General features: G+C 64.7%; 11 protein-coding genes. 5 read left to right on the top strand and 6 right to left on the bottom strand.

From position 1 onward, the window contains the following. Positions 1-3: 3 nt before the first annotated feature. On the bottom strand, positions 4-1,653 hold the full coding sequence (locus ACOQPC_RS08385) for a 4Fe-4S dicluster domain-containing protein (protein WP_420605293.1): 1,650 nt from the start codon (positions 1,651-1,653) through the stop codon (positions 4-6). Between the two features lie 149 nt (positions 1,654-1,802). On the opposite strand from ACOQPC_RS08385, the gene ACOQPC_RS08390 reads away from it, so the two are divergent. From ACOQPC_RS08390 to ACOQPC_RS08405, 4 genes are all read left to right on the top strand, one after another. Beyond that, on the top strand, positions 1,803-2,549 hold the full coding sequence (locus ACOQPC_RS08390) for a uracil-DNA glycosylase family protein (protein ID WP_420605294.1): 747 nt from the start codon (positions 1,803-1,805) through the stop codon (positions 2,547-2,549). Beyond that, positions 2,546-4,312, top strand: a complete 1,767-nt coding sequence (locus ACOQPC_RS08395; RefSeq protein ID WP_420605295.1) for a transglycosylase SLT domain-containing protein — start codon at positions 2,546-2,548, stop codon at positions 4,310-4,312. The genes ACOQPC_RS08390 and ACOQPC_RS08395 overlap by 4 nt, the downstream gene beginning before the upstream one ends. After that, positions 4,312-4,821 carry a molybdenum cofactor biosynthesis protein B gene (gene moaB, locus ACOQPC_RS08400; RefSeq protein ID WP_420605296.1) on the top strand — a complete coding sequence of 170 codons (510 nt, stop codon included), beginning with the start codon at positions 4,312-4,314 and terminating at the stop codon, positions 4,819-4,821. Before ACOQPC_RS08395 ends, moaB begins: the two co-directional genes overlap by 1 nt. Before the next feature lie 204 nt (positions 4,822-5,025). Further along, positions 5,026-6,093: a PA0069 family radical SAM protein gene (locus ACOQPC_RS08405; RefSeq protein WP_420605297.1), complete on the top strand. Its 1,068-nt coding sequence runs from the start codon at positions 5,026-5,028 to the stop codon at positions 6,091-6,093. 172 nt (positions 6,094-6,265) lie between these two features. Here the strand turns inward: ACOQPC_RS08405 and ACOQPC_RS08410 are convergent, their stop codons facing one another. From ACOQPC_RS08410 to dnaE, 3 genes are read right to left on the bottom strand one after another with little or no spacing between them, the layout of a single operon-like run. Further along, the gene (locus ACOQPC_RS08410) at positions 6,266-6,703 is read right to left on the bottom strand and encodes a DUF1330 domain-containing protein (RefSeq protein ID WP_420605298.1); all 438 of its coding nucleotides are present in this window, start codon (positions 6,701-6,703) and stop codon (positions 6,266-6,268) included. After that, entirely contained in the window at positions 6,696-8,309 is a 1,614-nt protein-coding gene (locus tag ACOQPC_RS08415) for a long-chain fatty acid--CoA ligase (RefSeq protein WP_420605299.1), read from the bottom strand. Before ACOQPC_RS08415 ends, ACOQPC_RS08410 begins: the two co-directional genes overlap by 8 nt. Positions 8,310-8,348: 39 nt before the next feature. Then, on the bottom strand, positions 8,349-11,837 hold the full coding sequence (dnaE, locus tag ACOQPC_RS08420; RefSeq protein WP_420605300.1) for a DNA polymerase III subunit alpha: 3,489 nt from the start codon (positions 11,835-11,837) through the stop codon (positions 8,349-8,351). Positions 11,838-11,920: 83 nt separating this feature from the next. Here dnaE and ACOQPC_RS08425 point away from each other — a divergent pair, with 83 nt between their 5' ends. Next, positions 11,921-12,256, top strand: a complete 336-nt coding sequence (locus ACOQPC_RS08425; RefSeq protein ID WP_420605301.1) for a hypothetical protein — start codon at positions 11,921-11,923, stop codon at positions 12,254-12,256. A gap of 4 nt (positions 12,257-12,260) precedes the next feature. Here the strand turns inward: ACOQPC_RS08425 and ACOQPC_RS08430 are convergent, their stop codons facing one another. Continuing rightward, on the bottom strand, positions 12,261-12,932 hold the full coding sequence (locus ACOQPC_RS08430) for an ABC transporter ATP-binding protein (RefSeq protein WP_420605302.1): 672 nt from the start codon (positions 12,930-12,932) through the stop codon (positions 12,261-12,263). Further along, positions 12,925-14,175: a lipoprotein-releasing ABC transporter permease subunit gene (locus ACOQPC_RS08435; RefSeq protein WP_420605303.1), complete on the bottom strand. Its 1,251-nt coding sequence runs from the start codon at positions 14,173-14,175 to the stop codon at positions 12,925-12,927. Before ACOQPC_RS08435 ends, ACOQPC_RS08430 begins: the two co-directional genes overlap by 8 nt. Between the last annotated feature and the right edge of the window lie 256 nt (positions 14,176-14,431).

Here is a 14,431-nt window from a genome sequence, read left to right on the forward strand (position 1 = left end):
CGCTTACATATTGGGATAATTGGGTCCGCCTCCACCTTCCGGCACCACCCAGTTGATGTTCTGATAGGGATCCTTGATGTCGCAGGTCTTGCAGTGGACGCAGTTCTGCGCGTTGATCTGGAAGCGCTCCGCGCCGTTTTCCTCGACGAACTCATAGACCCCCGCCGGGCAATAACGCTGCGACGGGCCGTCATAGATCGGCAGGTTCTTTTCCACCGGGAGGGCCGGGTCCTTGAGCTGCAGATGGACCGGCTGGTCCTCCTCATGATTGGTGTTCGAGAGGAACACCGAGGACAGCCGGTCGAAGCTGATCACGCCGTCGGGCTTGGGATAGACGATTTCCTTGCAGGCATCGGCGCGCCATAATTTGGTATAATCCGGCTCATGCTTCATGCTGATCGGCAGGCCGATCTTCAGCGTGCGCATCCACATGTCGATGCCGCCCAGCATCGTGCCCCAAATGTTGCCGAACTTGTCGACGCAAGGCTCCGCATTTTGGACTTTTTTGAGCTCGGTCGCGATCCAGCTTTTCTTGAGCGCGTCCTGATAGCCCGCCAGTTCGTCGGCCTCGCGCCCCGCCTGGATCGCCGCGAACGCGGCTTCGGCGGCGAGCATGCCGCTCTTCTGCGCGGTGTGGGTGCCCTTGATCCGGGGCACGTTGACGAAACCGGCCGAACAGCCGATCAGCGCGCCGCCCGGAAAGGCGAGCTTGGGCACCGATTGCCAGCCGCCCTCGTTGATCGCGCGCGCACCGTAAGACACGCGCTTGCCCCCCTCTAGATATTTGCGGATTTCGGGATGCTGTTTCCAGCGCTGGAATTCCTGAAACGGCGATAGATGCGGATTGCGATAGCTCAGCGCCACCACGAAGCCGAGCGCCACCTGTCCGTCCGCCTGATGGTAGAGAAACCCGCCGCCCCAGGCATCCTCGAGCGGCCAGCCCTGGGTGTGGACCACCTTGCCCGGTTCGTGCTTGTCGGGATCGATGTCCCATAATTCCTTGAGGCCCAGACCGTACACCTGCGGCTGACAATCGGCCTCCAGATCATATTTCGCCTTCAGGCCCTTGGTCAGCCCGCCGCGCACGCCCTCGGCGAAGAAGGTGTATTTCGCGGTGAGTTCCACGCCGGGTTCGTAATCGGGCTTGTGGCTGCCGTCGCGGGCGATGCCCATCACGCCGGCGACCACGCCGCGCACCGCGCCGTCATCGTTATAGAGCACCTCGGAGGCGGCGAAACCGGGGAAGATTTCCACGCCCAGCGCCTCGGCCTGCTCGCCCAGCCAGCGGCACATATTGCCGAGCGAGCCGGTATAACAGCCGTCATTGCTCATCAGCGGCGGCAGCGCGATTTCGGGGATCGAGAAGCTGCCGGTCTTCGACAGATTGAGATGAAGATTGTCGGTGACCGGCGTCTTGGCCATCGGGCAGCCGTCCTGCTTCCAGTTCGGCAGCAGTTCGTCGAGCGCTTTGGGATCGACCACCGCGCCGGACAGGATATGCGCGCCGATTTCGGAGCCTTTTTCGAGCACGCAGACGCTCAGATCCGTGCCCGCTTCATCGGCGAGCTGCTTGAACCGGATCGCCGCCGAAAGCCCCGCCGGCCCTCCGCCCACGATCACGACGTCATATGGCATGGATTCGCGATCGCTCATCCGGCATTCCCTTATTCAGCAAACCGTCTCGTCCGGTCCCGTATGTAAGGCGTTTTGCAGGTTTTTCGTCCCTTGGCAATTGACGCGAGGGGGCACGCTGTGGCTTCACCGAAGCGATGACGGGTGGGATGGAACAGCAAAGCGCACAGATGGAATCGCTTCTCGGCTGGTGGCAGCTGGCGGGGGTCGAGGAATATTGCGGTGTCCAGGCGGTCAACTGGCTCGAAGCCCCGCCGGTCGCGCCGCGTCTGGCGCGCGCTCCGGTTGCTACCGCGCCGCAGCCGAAACATGCTTCATCCCCGGTCACTCCCGAACCCGCGAAACCTGTTCCCTCCGGCCCGGCGCCGACATCGCTCGATGCGCTGCATGAGCGGCTGCGCCGCGTCGACGATCTGCCGGGCACGCAATATGGCCAGGCACGCGCGCTGCCGCATGGCCCGGTGGACGCGTCGCTGATGATCGTCTCCGATTGCCCGGACGAGGATGATCTGGCGGCCGGAACGATCCTGTCCGGCGCAACCGGTACTCTACTGCGAAACATGCTCTCGGCGATCGGCATCGATATGGCGGCCTGCTACCGCGCCAGCCTGTCGGTGACGCGTCCTGCGAGCGGCCGCCTGCCCGCCGCTGACATCGCGCCGATGGCCGATCTGATGCGCAGGCACATCGTGCTGGCACGGCCGCAAAACCTGCTGCTCCTCGGCACCGGCGCGAGCGAGGCGCTGACCGGCGATCCGATCGTCAAGGCGCGCGGGATTTTACATGATTTTAACCAAGATGGCGGCAGAAAGGCGCTGGTGGCGACTTACCATCCGCGCACGCTGCTCAAGCGGCCGCATTGCAAGCGGCAGACTTGGGATGATCTGCAATTGCTCTTGAAAGAAGGCAACTGGTGAACAAGACTTTTCTCCCCCTCCTGATCGCCACCTCCTGCATCGCCGCGCCGGCTTTCGCGGACAATACGGCAGTGGTACCCGTGGACATTACGGCGGATATCCCACTGCTGGCCACGCCGCCCGCATTTCAGGTGCCGCAAATCAGGAACGATGGCGATTTCGCGCTGGTGTTCACCGCGATCAAGCAGCAGCGCTGGGCCGAGGCGCAGGCGATGATCGCCGGTGCGCCCGATGGTCCGCTCAACGCCATGGCCCGCGCCGAGCTTTATCTCGCGGCCAACAGCCCCAAGGTCGAACTCGGCCCGCTGCTTTCGCTGATCAACGACGCGCCCTATCTGCCGCAGGCCGACCAGCTCAGCCGTCTCGCGCAGAAGCGCGGCGCGCAGTTCCTGCCCGAAACCCCGCAAGTCCGGCGCCTCTCCTATCTCGGCTCCAGCCCGCGCCGCGCCGATCCCGACGAGATTGCCGATGCCGCCGCCGCCAGCGTGCGCAATGCGGTGATCGACCGGATCAAGGCCGACGATCCGCTGGGCGCGGAAACCGCGATGCTCGGCGGGATCGACACGCTGTCCCCGTCCGCGCTCACCGAAATGCAGCAGCGCGTCGCCTGGGGCTATTATATCGAGAATGACGACGGCAATGCCCGCCGTCTGGCCGAGATCGCCAGCACCGGCACCGGCGAATGGGCGCCGCAGGCCGATTGGGTGCGCGGCCTGTCCAGCTGGCGCATGGGCCAATATGCCGATGCCGCGCAGGCGTTCGACCGGGTCGGCCGCCTCGCCTCCAACGAGGAAACGCGCGCCGCCGGGCTGTATTGGAGCGCGCGCGCCAGCATCGCCGCCCGCCGCCCGGACGAGGCGCAGCCCCGGCTGCAGACCGCCGCGCAATATGGCGAAACCTTTTACGGAATCCTGGCGCAGGAACAGCTCGGCATGACGCGGGCGCAGCCGTCCAGGCGGCAACAGGCAGCCTCTGCCCAGGCTTCCGGCAACCCCAATGTGCGCATCGCGTCCGCGCTCGCCGGATTCGGCGAAAGCGCCATGGCGGATGAGGTGCTGCGTCACGAGGCGAAAATCGGCGGCGATGGCGAGCGCGCCGACCTGCTTGCCATCGCGCACCAGCTCAGCCTCCCGTCGACCCAGCTCTATCTCGCGCATTACGGCCCCAGCGGCACCAGCGCCGATCCGTTCGACCGCTACCCCGCGCCGCAATGGGCGCCAAAGGATGGCTGGCGCGTCGACCCATCGCTCGTCTTCGCGCATACGCTGCAGGAATCGCGGTTTCAGGCCAATGCCGTCAGCGGTGCCGATGCGCGCGGCCTGATGCAGGTGCGCCCCGGCACCGCCGCCGACATGGCGCGCGACAGGGGCGCCTATTTCTCGGCATCCGACCTCAACCGGCCCGAGGTCAATCTGGAATATGGCCAGAGTTATCTGGAACTGCTGCGCGACCGTAGCGAGACCGGCGGGCTGCTGCCCAAGGTGATCGCCGCGTTCAACGCGGGGCCGACGCCGGTCGGCCGCTGGCAATATGAGGTGCGCGATCAGGGCGATCCGCTGCTCTACATCGAATCGATTCCCTATTGGGAGACGCGCGCCTATGTCGGCACCATCCTGCGCAATTACTGGATGTACCAGCAGATGGCCGGCGCCGATTCGCAGAGCTTGGAAGGGCTCTCGCAAAATGCCTGGCCGCGCTTTCCGGGTATGAGCGGTCCGGCCTATGTGCGGATGGATGGCAATCGCGCCATGGCGCAGCGCTGATGGCGGGGACGCCCGTCAATATCGCGCTGCTCACCGTATCCGACACCCGCACCGAAGCGAACGACACGTCGGGCGATATCCTGGCCGAGCGGATCGCCTCGGCCGGGCATCATCTGGCCGCGCGAACGATCGTGCGCGACGATGCGGATCTGCTGGCCGGTCAGTTCGAACGGTGGATCGACGATCCGCAGATCGACTGCATCGTCTCCACCGGCGGTACCGGTCTGACCGGGCGCGACGTGACGCCCGAAGCGCTGGAGCGCGTAAAGACCAAGGATATACCGGGGTTCGGAGAATTGTTCCGCTGGCTGAGCTATCAGAGCATCGGCACGTCCACCATCCAGTCGCGCGCCGCCGCGGTGCTGGCCCAGACCACCTATATCTTTGCCCTGCCCGGCTCGAACGGCGCGGTGAGAGATGGCTGGGACGGGATTTTGAAGGACCAGCTTAACAGCGAAAACAGGCCGTGCAATTTCGTCGAGCTGATGCCGAGGCTGGCGGAGCGGTAGAACCGAAATTAGCTTATCAGGTCCGTTCGCCCTGAGCCTGTCGAAGGGTTGTCCTTCTTTTTCTATCGGGTGGCCAGGAAACAGAGCAGTCCTTCGACAGGCTCAGGACGAACGGTGAATGGGGTACATCTTGCTCCATCCATAGTCATTGTTCCCGATACGTTCTCATGCTAAACCCTGCCCATGACGGACTCGGCCGACCGAATGGTAGCGAAAGGCCGCGGGGCAACCCGCGGCGACATACCGCAGCGCTTCGGTCTCGCCGCGCGCGAAATGGACGGGGACTGGCGCGACGCACGCGGCGATATCGACGGCGAGCCCCCGCCACTACGAACCGAGGTGACCGAGGAGCATCCCAAATCGATCCTCACCTTTAACAAATCGCCCGACATTCCGTTCGACCGATCGGTCAATGCCTATCGCGGCTGCGAACATGGCTGCGTCTATTGCTTCGCGCGGCCGACCCATGCCTATCACGATCTCTCGCCGGGGCTCGATTTCGAGACCAAGCTGTTCGCCAAGCCGGGCGCGGCGGCCTTGCTGCGCGCGACGCTGACCAAACCGTCCTATCAGGTCCGCCCGATCGCGATCGGCACCAACACCGATCCCTATCAGCCGATCGAGCGGCGCTACCGGATCAGTCGGGCCGTGCTCGAACTGATGGTCGAAACGCGCCACCCGATCTGCGTCACCACCAAATCGGACCGGGTGCTGGACGATATCGGACTGCTGGCCGACCTCGCCGGGGACCGGCTGACCGCGGTGGCGATCTCGGTCACGACGCTGGATTCCGCGCTCGCCCGCATCCTCGAACCGCGCGCGGCGCATCCGTTGCGGCGCCTGAAGGCGGTGGCGGCGCTGGTGCAGGCCGGCGTGCCGACCTATGTCAACATCGCCCCGGTCATCCCGGCGATCACCGATCACGAGATCGAAGCGATCGCCGAAGCTGCCGCCGCCGCCGGGGCAAAGGGCATATCGGCGATCCCGATGCGCCTGCCGCACGAGGTGGCGCCGCTGTTCCGCGACTGGCTGGAGGTGCATTATCCGGACCGCGCGGCCAGGGTAATGAGCATCGTCCGGCAATTGCGTGGCGGACGGGACAACGATCCCGCATTTTTTGGCCGAATGCGTGGGCTAGGGCCTTGGGCCGAACTGCTGCGCACGCGCATGGCCATCGCCCGGCGCAGATATGGTTTCCTGAAGGGCAAGTTCGATCTGCGCTGCGATCTGTTCCAGCGGCCGGAAATGGATGGGCAGATGCGGTTATTGTGAGTGAGCGCAGGGCTCGCAAAGCGGCATAATCCCAAACCCGTTCGCCCTGAGCTTGTCGAAGGGCTGTTCTGTTTTTGCAACCTTAGCTTTTTAGAAGAACAATGCTTCGACAAGCTCAGCACGAACGGTTCTCGGAGCTAGTTTGGTTAGAAGGCGGTGCAGTCCAGACCCTTCAGGCGAACCCCTCACCACCTATCTCGCGCGGCGCCAACCTAATCAACCGGCTCGTCGCCACCGCCGCCTGCCGGTGCACCACCGCTTTGCGATAGGCCTCGTCGGTGACCATCTCCAGAAACGCGGCGGCATCGGGATAGCGCGCGACGAACACTGCGTCCCACTGCTCGTTCCCGGGCCCGATCAGCACCGTCTCGAACCCGCCGCGATAGACGATCGATCCACCGACGCGCGCGAATACCGGGCCGCTTTCCTTGCCGTAATTCCGGTATGCGTCCGCGCCGGAGAGTCCCTTGCCCGCCAGCGCGTGGTCGGCGGGATAGTCCGCAGCCTCGCGAAAGCGCACCAGGTTCAGCATCTCGATCGGCACATCGCGCGGCAACGCCTTGAACGTTTCAAATTGCGCGCGTTCGGGATCGACATGGCGGTCAGTCATCGACGGTCTCCAGCTTATAGTCCGAATATTCGTCGCGCAGCGCGCGCTTCAGGATCTTGCCGGTGGCGGTGTGCGGCAGCTCGTCGACGAACTTGATCTCGTCCGGCAGCCACCATTTGGCGACCTTGCCCTGTAGATGGTCGAGGATATCCTCCGCCCCCAGCCCCGAACCCGGCTTGCGCACCACCAGCAGCAGCGGCCGCTCGTCCCATTTGGGATGATGCACGCCCACCGCCGCCGCCTCGGCCACGCCGTCGCAGCCCATTACCGCATTCTCCAGCTCGATCGAGCTGATCCATTCGCCGCCGGACTTGATCACGTCCTTGGCGCGGTCGGTGATCTGCATCGTGCCGTCCGGATAGAGCACCGAGACATCGCCGGTATCGAACCAGTTGTCGTCGCCCGAGGCGTCCTCCTCGGCACGGAAATAGCGCTTCATGATCCACGGCCCGCGCACCTGCAGCCGTCCGCTGCTTTTGCCATCGCGCGGCAGCTCGCCATTCTCGCCGATCGTGCGCAGCTCGACGCCATAGGGCGGACGCCCTTGCTTGGCGATGACGTCTACCTGGGCATCGAAATCCAGCGCGCTCCAATCATGCGGACGCGCGCCGGTGGTGCCGATCGGCGAGGTTTCGGTCATGCCCCAAGCATGGGCCACGGTGATGCCGGTTTTTTTCAGCCGCTCGATCATGGCGCGCGGGGCTGCCGATCCGCCGATCACGACGCGTTCGAGCGAGCCGTAATCGCCGCCGTTCGCGTCCATATCCGCGAACATGGCGAGCCAAACCGTCGGCACCCCCGCGCTGAACGTCACCTTCTCCTCGCGGAAGAGCTTCCACAAGACCCCGCCGTCGTTCGAACAGGAACAGACCAGTTTCGCGCCGACCGCCGCAGCGGCGAACGGGATGCCCCAGGCATTGGCATGGAACATCGGCACGATCGGCAGCATCACCGAGCGCGCGGACAGGTCAAACACCGCCGGCTGTAGCGACGTGATCGCGTGAAGCACGTTGGAACGGTGCTCGTACAGCACCCCCTTCGGATTGCCGGTGGTGCCGGAGGTGTAGCACAGCCCGCACGGATCGCGCTCGTCCAGCTGGACCCAGGCGAAATCGCCGTCCTCCGCGTCGATCAGTTCGCGATAGGTAGGGTAATCGCCTTCCCCATCAAATTGGCCGTCATCGAACAGAATGAATTTCTCCACCGTTTCGAGCCGGTCCTTGATCCCCTCGACGATCGGTTGGAACATTTTGTCAAAAAACAGAACACGGTCGCCCGCATGGTTCAGAACATAGACGAGCTGATCCGCATGCAGGCGCGGGTTGATGGTGTGCAGGATGCCGCCCATGCCCGCCGTGCCGTACCAGCTCGAAATATGGTGGCCATGGTTCATGGCGATGGTCGCGACGCGGTCGCCGCGCTGGATGCCCATGCGCTCCAGCATCTGCGCGAATTTGCGGCTTTCCAGCGCCACCGTAGCCCAGTCGCTGCGCGTAAGGCTGCCGTCGGCCCAGCGGGTCACCACTTCGCGCGGGCCATTTTCGCGTTCGGCATGGTCGATCAGGCTGGTGACGAGCAGCGGGAAGTCCTGCATGCTTCCGAGCATCAATCTCTCCTATGGCGGCGGCCGATGGTCGGCCTGCCTTCAGGAGACCAAACGCAAGGGCGGAGGGCCGGACGGCCGAAGGTCCGCGACATGGCTGATCCCTTCCAAGGACATGAGCCGCTCGCGCAGGGTTTCGTCAACCCGGAATGTCCGGCCAAGCGAGATGCGCGCGCGTTTTCCGGCACCCGGTACGTCGACGATCAGCTCGCTGCGGCCGCCCGCCAGGGGCAATGCTATATTGGCGATCTCGCGCAGTGCGATCTCGCAATCGACCTGCATCTCGAGGCACAGACGCGCCTCGGCCGGCGAATCGGCGCCGGCGGTGAGGGGGCGGGCGCCGCGAACGGTAAGCCGCGCGCTGTCGTCGCCCGGCCGCATGTCGAGCTCGACATCGAGCATCAGGCAGGCGCTGTCGTCCGCCGCCTGCGCGAGTGCCCGCCCGACCTCCTCCTCGAAACAGCTCGCGCCGAACTGGCCGCTGGCATCGGACAGTTCGGCCATGCAGAAACGGTTGCCGCGCCGCGATTCGCGCCAGCGCACATTCTCGACCAGCGCCGCCATCTTGACCTGCCGCCGCTCGCCCTCGGCAATCGGCGGCAAGCCCGCCAGATCGGCCTGAGTTTTCACGCCTTGGGCCAAGAGCTGCGCGCGATATTGCGTCACCGGATGCGCCGAGAAATAGAAACCGAAGGCGTCCTTCTCGCGGATCATCAACTCGCCCGGTGGCCAGGCTTCGACCGCAGGCAGGCGTAGCGCCGGCACGTCGCCCTCGTCGCCGCCGAACAGCCCGCCCTGCCCGCTGTCGCGCATCGCCTTGGCGCTCTGCGCGGCGGCAAGGATCGTTTCCGCGCCCGCCTGCACCGCCGCGCGATCCGGGTTCAGCGCGTCGAACGCGCCCGCCGCGGCCAGCGTCTCGATGCTGCGTTTGTTGAGCAGAGTCGGATCGGCGCGGCCGGTCAGATCGTCAAGCGATTTGAATTTTCCATTGGCGCGGCGCTCGGCCACCAGCGTTTCCATCGCCTTTTCTCCGACATTTTTGAGACCCGCCAAAGCATAGCGCACCGCGCGACCGCTCTCGGTCGGCTCGACCGAAAATCCTGCCTCGCTCTCGTTCAGCGTCGGCGGCAGGCAGGCGATATCGAGCCTGCGCATGTCATCGACATAGATGCCGAGCTTGTCGGTCTGGTGTATATCGAAACACATCGAGGCAGCGAAGAATTCTTCCGGATAATGCGCCTTCAGCCACGCCGTCTGATAGGCGAGCAGCGCATAAGCTGCGGCGTGGCTCTTGTTGAAGCCGTAGCCGGCGAACTTGTCGATCAGATCGAACAGCTGGTTCGCCTTGTCCGCCGCGATCTCGTTTACGGCGCAACCTTCGACAAAGCGGTCGCGCTGCTTGTCCATCTCGGACTGGATCTTCTTGCCCATCGCGCGGCGCAGCAAGTCGGCCTCGCCCAGGCTGTAGCCCGCCAGGATCTGCGCGGCCTGCATCACCTGCTCCTGATAGACGATGATGCCGTAGGTCTCCTTCAGGATCGGCTCCAGCAGCGCGTGCGGATATTCGATTCGCTCCTCGCCGTTCTTGCGGCGGCCGAACATGGGAATATTGTCCATCGGGCCGGGCCGGTAGAGCGAGACCAGCGCGATGATATCCTCGAACCCTGTCGGGCGCACGGCGGCCAGCGTGCGGCGCATGCCTTCGGATTCCAGCTGGAACACGCCGACCGTCTCACCGCGTTTCAGCAATTCGAACACGCCCGGATCATCCAGCGGCAGGTCCGCCAGATCGACGGTCTCGCCACGCGCCTCGATGAACCGCACCGCCTTTTGCAGAACGGAGAGCGTCTTCAGCCCAAGGAAGTCGAATTTGACGAGCCCGGCGACCTCGACATATTTCATATCGAACTGCGTCACCGGAATGTCGGAGCGCGGATCGCGGTAAAGCGGCACCAGCTCGGCCAGCGGCCGATCGCCGATCACCACGCCCGCGGCATGGGTGGAGCTGTGGCGCGGCAGGCCTTCCAGCTTACCCGCCAGTTCGAACAGTTCGGCGACATTGCTGTCGCGCTCGATCTCCTGCCGGATTTCGGCCACGCCCTTGCGCGCGCGGTCCAGATCCCACGGGTCGGTCGGGTGGTTGGGCACCAGCTTGCAGAGGCGATCGACCTGGCCATAGCTCATCTGCAGCACGCGGCCCGTATCGCGCAGCACGGCGCGCGCCTTCAGCTTACCAAAGGTGATGATCTGCGCGACATGATCGGACCCATATTTTTGCTGCACGTAGCGGATCACCTCGGCGCGCCGCGTTTCGCAGAAATCGATATCGAAGTCCGGCATCGACACGCGTTCCGGGTTGAGAAACCGCTCGAACAGCAGGCCCAGCCGGATCGGATCGAGATCGGTGATGGTGAGCGACCATGCGACCACCGAGCCCGCGCCGGACCCGCGCCCCGGACCCACCGGAATGTCGTTCGCCTTGGCCCATTTGATGAAGTCCGCGACGATCAGGAAATAGCCGGGGAAACCCATATCGACGATGACGCCGACCTCGAAATCGAGCCGCTCGAAATAGGCCCTTCGCCGTTCGTCAGGAAGATCGTCATAATGCGACAGACGTTTTTCCAGCCCCGCCTTGGCATCGGCCGCGAGCTGCGCCGCCTCCCCCTCCAGATCGCCGGCGACGCTCGGCAGGATCGGCGGACGCTTCGGCGCTCCCACGCCACATCGCTTGGCCACGACGAGCGTGTTCGCCAGCGCCTCGGGCAGATCGGCAAACAGCTCCTGCATTTGCACCGCGGGTTTCAGCCAGCTTTCCTTCGGGCTCTTGCGGCGGTTGTCGCCCTGCACATATTGCCCGCCCGCGATGCACAGCATGGCGTCGTGCGCGCGGTGGAAGCTGGGCTCGGAAAACAGCACCGGGTTGGTCGCGACGATCGGAAGGTCTCGGGCATAGGCTAGATCGAGCAATCCGGACTCGGCAGCCCGCTCGATCGGATCGTCGCGGCGGCTGAGCTCGATGTACAGGCGCCCCGGGAACAGGGTATCCAGCTTCGCGCAATAGCTCTCCGCCTTGTCCGGCTGGCGCTCCTCCAGATGCCGCGCCATCGCGCCTTCGGCGCCCGCGGTGAGCGCGATCAGCCCGTCGGTGCGCCCCTCTAGCGCCTCGAACCGCACATGCGGCGCCTGTTCGAGCGGACGGCCGAGATGCGCCTCGGACACCAGAGCGCACAGATTGTCATAGCCCGTCTCGTCTTGCGCATAGAGCGCCAGCCAGTCGATCGCCGGATCGGCCGAGTCGGTGCCGGGCCGTGCGACCGCGAGCAGCGCGCCCATGATCGGCTGCACACCGACATCGCGGCAGCCCTTCTCGAACGCCATCGCGCCGTAGAGGCCGTTGCGATCGGTCACCGCGACGGCGGGAAATCCCAGGCCCCGCGCGCGGCCGCCGACCGCCTTGGCATCGGTCGCCCCCTCCAGCATGGTGTAGGCGGAGAAGACGCGGAGCGGCACGAACGGGGCGTAGGACATATTTCGAACAGATAGCGCGGCTAGGCCGATTCGGCGAGAGGCGGCCGGCGATATGTTGTGGACAGCCGGGTGCGGACGGAGACATGCCGATGTGGCAGACGATCAAGACCTGGTTTCTATCGCTGGGCGAAAATTACGGGGTGGACCCGCTGGTTTTCGGCATCATCTATGTCGGCGCGATCCCGTTTTTCCTGCTGTCGATCGCCTGGCTGGTGCGCAACCGCCGCGCGGGCAAGCCGATCGCGCTGCCGGTGCTGAGCGCGGGCGTGTTCTTCATCTCCGCCTATGTCTATCTGGCCATCGTCGGCCATAACATCCCGATCTGGGTGTGGTTCTTCATGGCCGCGATGGTGGTCTACGGCATCTGGTCGACCATGCGCGATATCCGCAAGAAGGTGGCCGCCGAACCCGAACGCTGACGCGCTACTCGATCACGCCTTCGTGGAGCCGGACGAGCCGGTCCATCTTCTGCGCCAGCCGCTCGTTGTGCGTCGCCACCAGCGCGGCCGACCCTTCCTCGCGCACCAGCGACAGGAATTCGGCGAGCACGATGTCGGCGGTTTTTTCGTCGAGATTGCCGGTCGGCTCGTCGGCCAGAATCAGCTTGGGGCGGTTGGCGAGGCCGCGCGCCACGGCGACGCGCTGCTGCTCGCCGCCCGAGAGCTTGGACGGGCGGTGGGTCAGGCGCTCGGCCAGGCCAAGTTTGGATAGCAGCCGCTCGGACCGTTCGATGGCTTCGGCCTTGCTCGCCCCGGCGATCAGCTGCGGCAGCACCACATTCTCGCGCGCGTCGAAATCGGGCAGCAGATGGTGGAACTGGTAGACGAAACCGATCTTCTCGCGGCGCAAGGTGGTGCGATCGTCGCTGCCGAGATCGGATGCCTCGGCTCCGTCGATCCGAATCGAACCCGAAAACCCGCCCTCGAGCAGCCCGACCGCCTGCAGCAACGTCGATTTGCCCGAACCCGAAGGGCCGAGCAGCGCCACGATCTCGCCCTTGGCGACGTGGAGGTTCACGCCGCGCAGCACGTCGATCGTCACATCGGCCTGCACGAAGCTGCGGCGGACATCGCGGAGGATGACGACATCATTCATAGCGCAAGACCTCGACCGGATCGGTGCTCGCCGCCTTGAACGCCGGATAGAGCGTCGCGAGCACGCTGAGCACGAAGGCCAGCACGCAGATCGCGGTCACCTCGAACGGATCGGTCTTGGACGGCAATTCGGTCAGGAAGCGCACCGACGGGTCCCAGATATTCTGACCGGTCACCGCCTGGATCACGTTGACCACGCTTTGCCGGAAGAACAGGAATGTGAAGCCCAGGATCATGCCGGCGATGATACCGAGCGAGCCGATGGTGATGCCGACGGTCATGAAGATTTTCAGCAGCGACCGGCGCGTCGCGCCCATCGTGCGCAGGATCGCGATGTCGCGGGTCTTGCCGCGCACCATCATGATCAGCGAGCTCAGGATATTGAACACCGCGACCAGCACGATCATCGACAGCACCACGAACATCGCCACGCGCTCCACCGCCAGCGCCTCGAACAGCGAACTGTTGAGCGTCTTCCAGTCGGTGATGATCGCGCGGCCCGCGATCTTGGGCTGGAGCGGTCGCAAAATCTCCCCGACGCGGTCCGCGTCCACCGTTTTCAGTTCGATCATCCCGACCTGATCGCCGAGCAGCATCAACGTCTGCGCGTCCTCGATCGGCATCATGATATAGCTCTCGTCATAATCGTAGATGCCGACCTCGAAGATCGCCACCACTTCATAGCTGATCTCGCGCGGCACGGTGCCGAACGGCGTGCTTCGCCCGGCCGGGTTGATGATCGTGATCCGTGATCCCACGGTGGCGCCGAGATTTTGCGCGAGCCGCGATCCGATCGCCACGCGTTCGCTACCCGGCTCGAGATCGCGCAGGTCACCGGCGACGGTCTTTCCCTCGAGCGTCGGGTTGTCGATGATATTGTCGCGCAGCATGCCGCGCACGAGCACCGCCTCCACGCGCCCGTTGAACGTGGTGAGCAGCGGCTGGTCGATCAGCGGCTGGGCCTCGGTGACGCCCGGCGTCGCCCGTACTTCCTTCAGGACATCGCGCCAGCCCGGCAGCCGTCCGCCATAGCCTTGCACCACCGCATGGCCGTTCAGCCCCACCGTCTTGTCGAACAGCTCGGCGCGGAACCCGTTCATCACGCTCATCACGATGATCAGCGAGGCCACGCCCAGCATCACCGCGACCAGGCTGATGCTGGCGACGAGGAACAGGAAACCCTCGCCCCGGCCGGGCAGCAGATAGCGTTTGGCGACCATCCATTCGGAACGGGACAGGATCATGGCTGGGCGGAGACCTTTATCGGATATCGCGCCGCCTTACGGGTACGGCCTCGGGCTGGCAAGCTGGGGACGGCGGCGGAACGATTGTTGCACAAGAGCAACGGAGCGAATGGATTCCAAGACATCTAGACGGGTTTCGATTGAATGGCGGCTGAATTTTCGGCATCGATTTTCTCGCACTTCTAGCACGGCTGAAAAGGCCGGGGTTCAGGGAGAAGGGCACGCGCAGGTACCGGTCGGGGGCAAACGGGGGGAC

This window comes from Novosphingopyxis sp. (genome assembly GCF_965218915.1).
Classification (GTDB): domain Bacteria; phylum Pseudomonadota; class Alphaproteobacteria; order Sphingomonadales; family Sphingomonadaceae; genus Novosphingopyxis.

What these genes read in the sequence shown, in the direction of transcription:
- ACOQPC_RS08425 (WP_420605301.1), top strand. Translation starts at nt 11,921, where the DNA reads ATGCCGATGTGGCAGACGATCAAGACCTGGTTTCTATCGCTGGGCGAA.
- ACOQPC_RS08385 (WP_420605293.1), bottom strand. Translation starts at nt 1,653, where the DNA reads ATGAGCGATCGCGAATCCATGCCATATGACGTCGTGATCGTGGGCGGA.
- ACOQPC_RS08415 (WP_420605299.1), bottom strand. Translation starts at nt 8,309, where the DNA reads ATGCTCGGAAGCATGCAGGACTTCCCGCTGCTCGTCACCAGCCTGATC.
- ACOQPC_RS08430 (WP_420605302.1), bottom strand. Translation starts at nt 12,932, where the DNA reads ATGAATGATGTCGTCATCCTCCGCGATGTCCGCCGCAGCTTCGTGCAG.
- ACOQPC_RS08410 (WP_420605298.1), bottom strand. Translation starts at nt 6,703, where the DNA reads ATGACTGACCGCCATGTCGATCCCGAACGCGCGCAATTTGAAACGTTC.
- ACOQPC_RS08405 (WP_420605297.1), top strand. Translation starts at nt 5,026, where the DNA reads ATGGTAGCGAAAGGCCGCGGGGCAACCCGCGGCGACATACCGCAGCGC.
- moaB (WP_420605296.1), top strand. Translation starts at nt 4,312, where the DNA reads ATGGCGGGGACGCCCGTCAATATCGCGCTGCTCACCGTATCCGACACC.
- ACOQPC_RS08390 (WP_420605294.1), top strand. Translation starts at nt 1,803, where the DNA reads ATGGAATCGCTTCTCGGCTGGTGGCAGCTGGCGGGGGTCGAGGAATAT.
- ACOQPC_RS08435 (WP_420605303.1), bottom strand. Translation starts at nt 14,175, where the DNA reads ATGATCCTGTCCCGTTCCGAATGGATGGTCGCCAAACGCTATCTGCTG.
- dnaE (WP_420605300.1), bottom strand. Translation starts at nt 11,837, where the DNA reads ATGTCCTACGCCCCGTTCGTGCCGCTCCGCGTCTTCTCCGCCTACACC.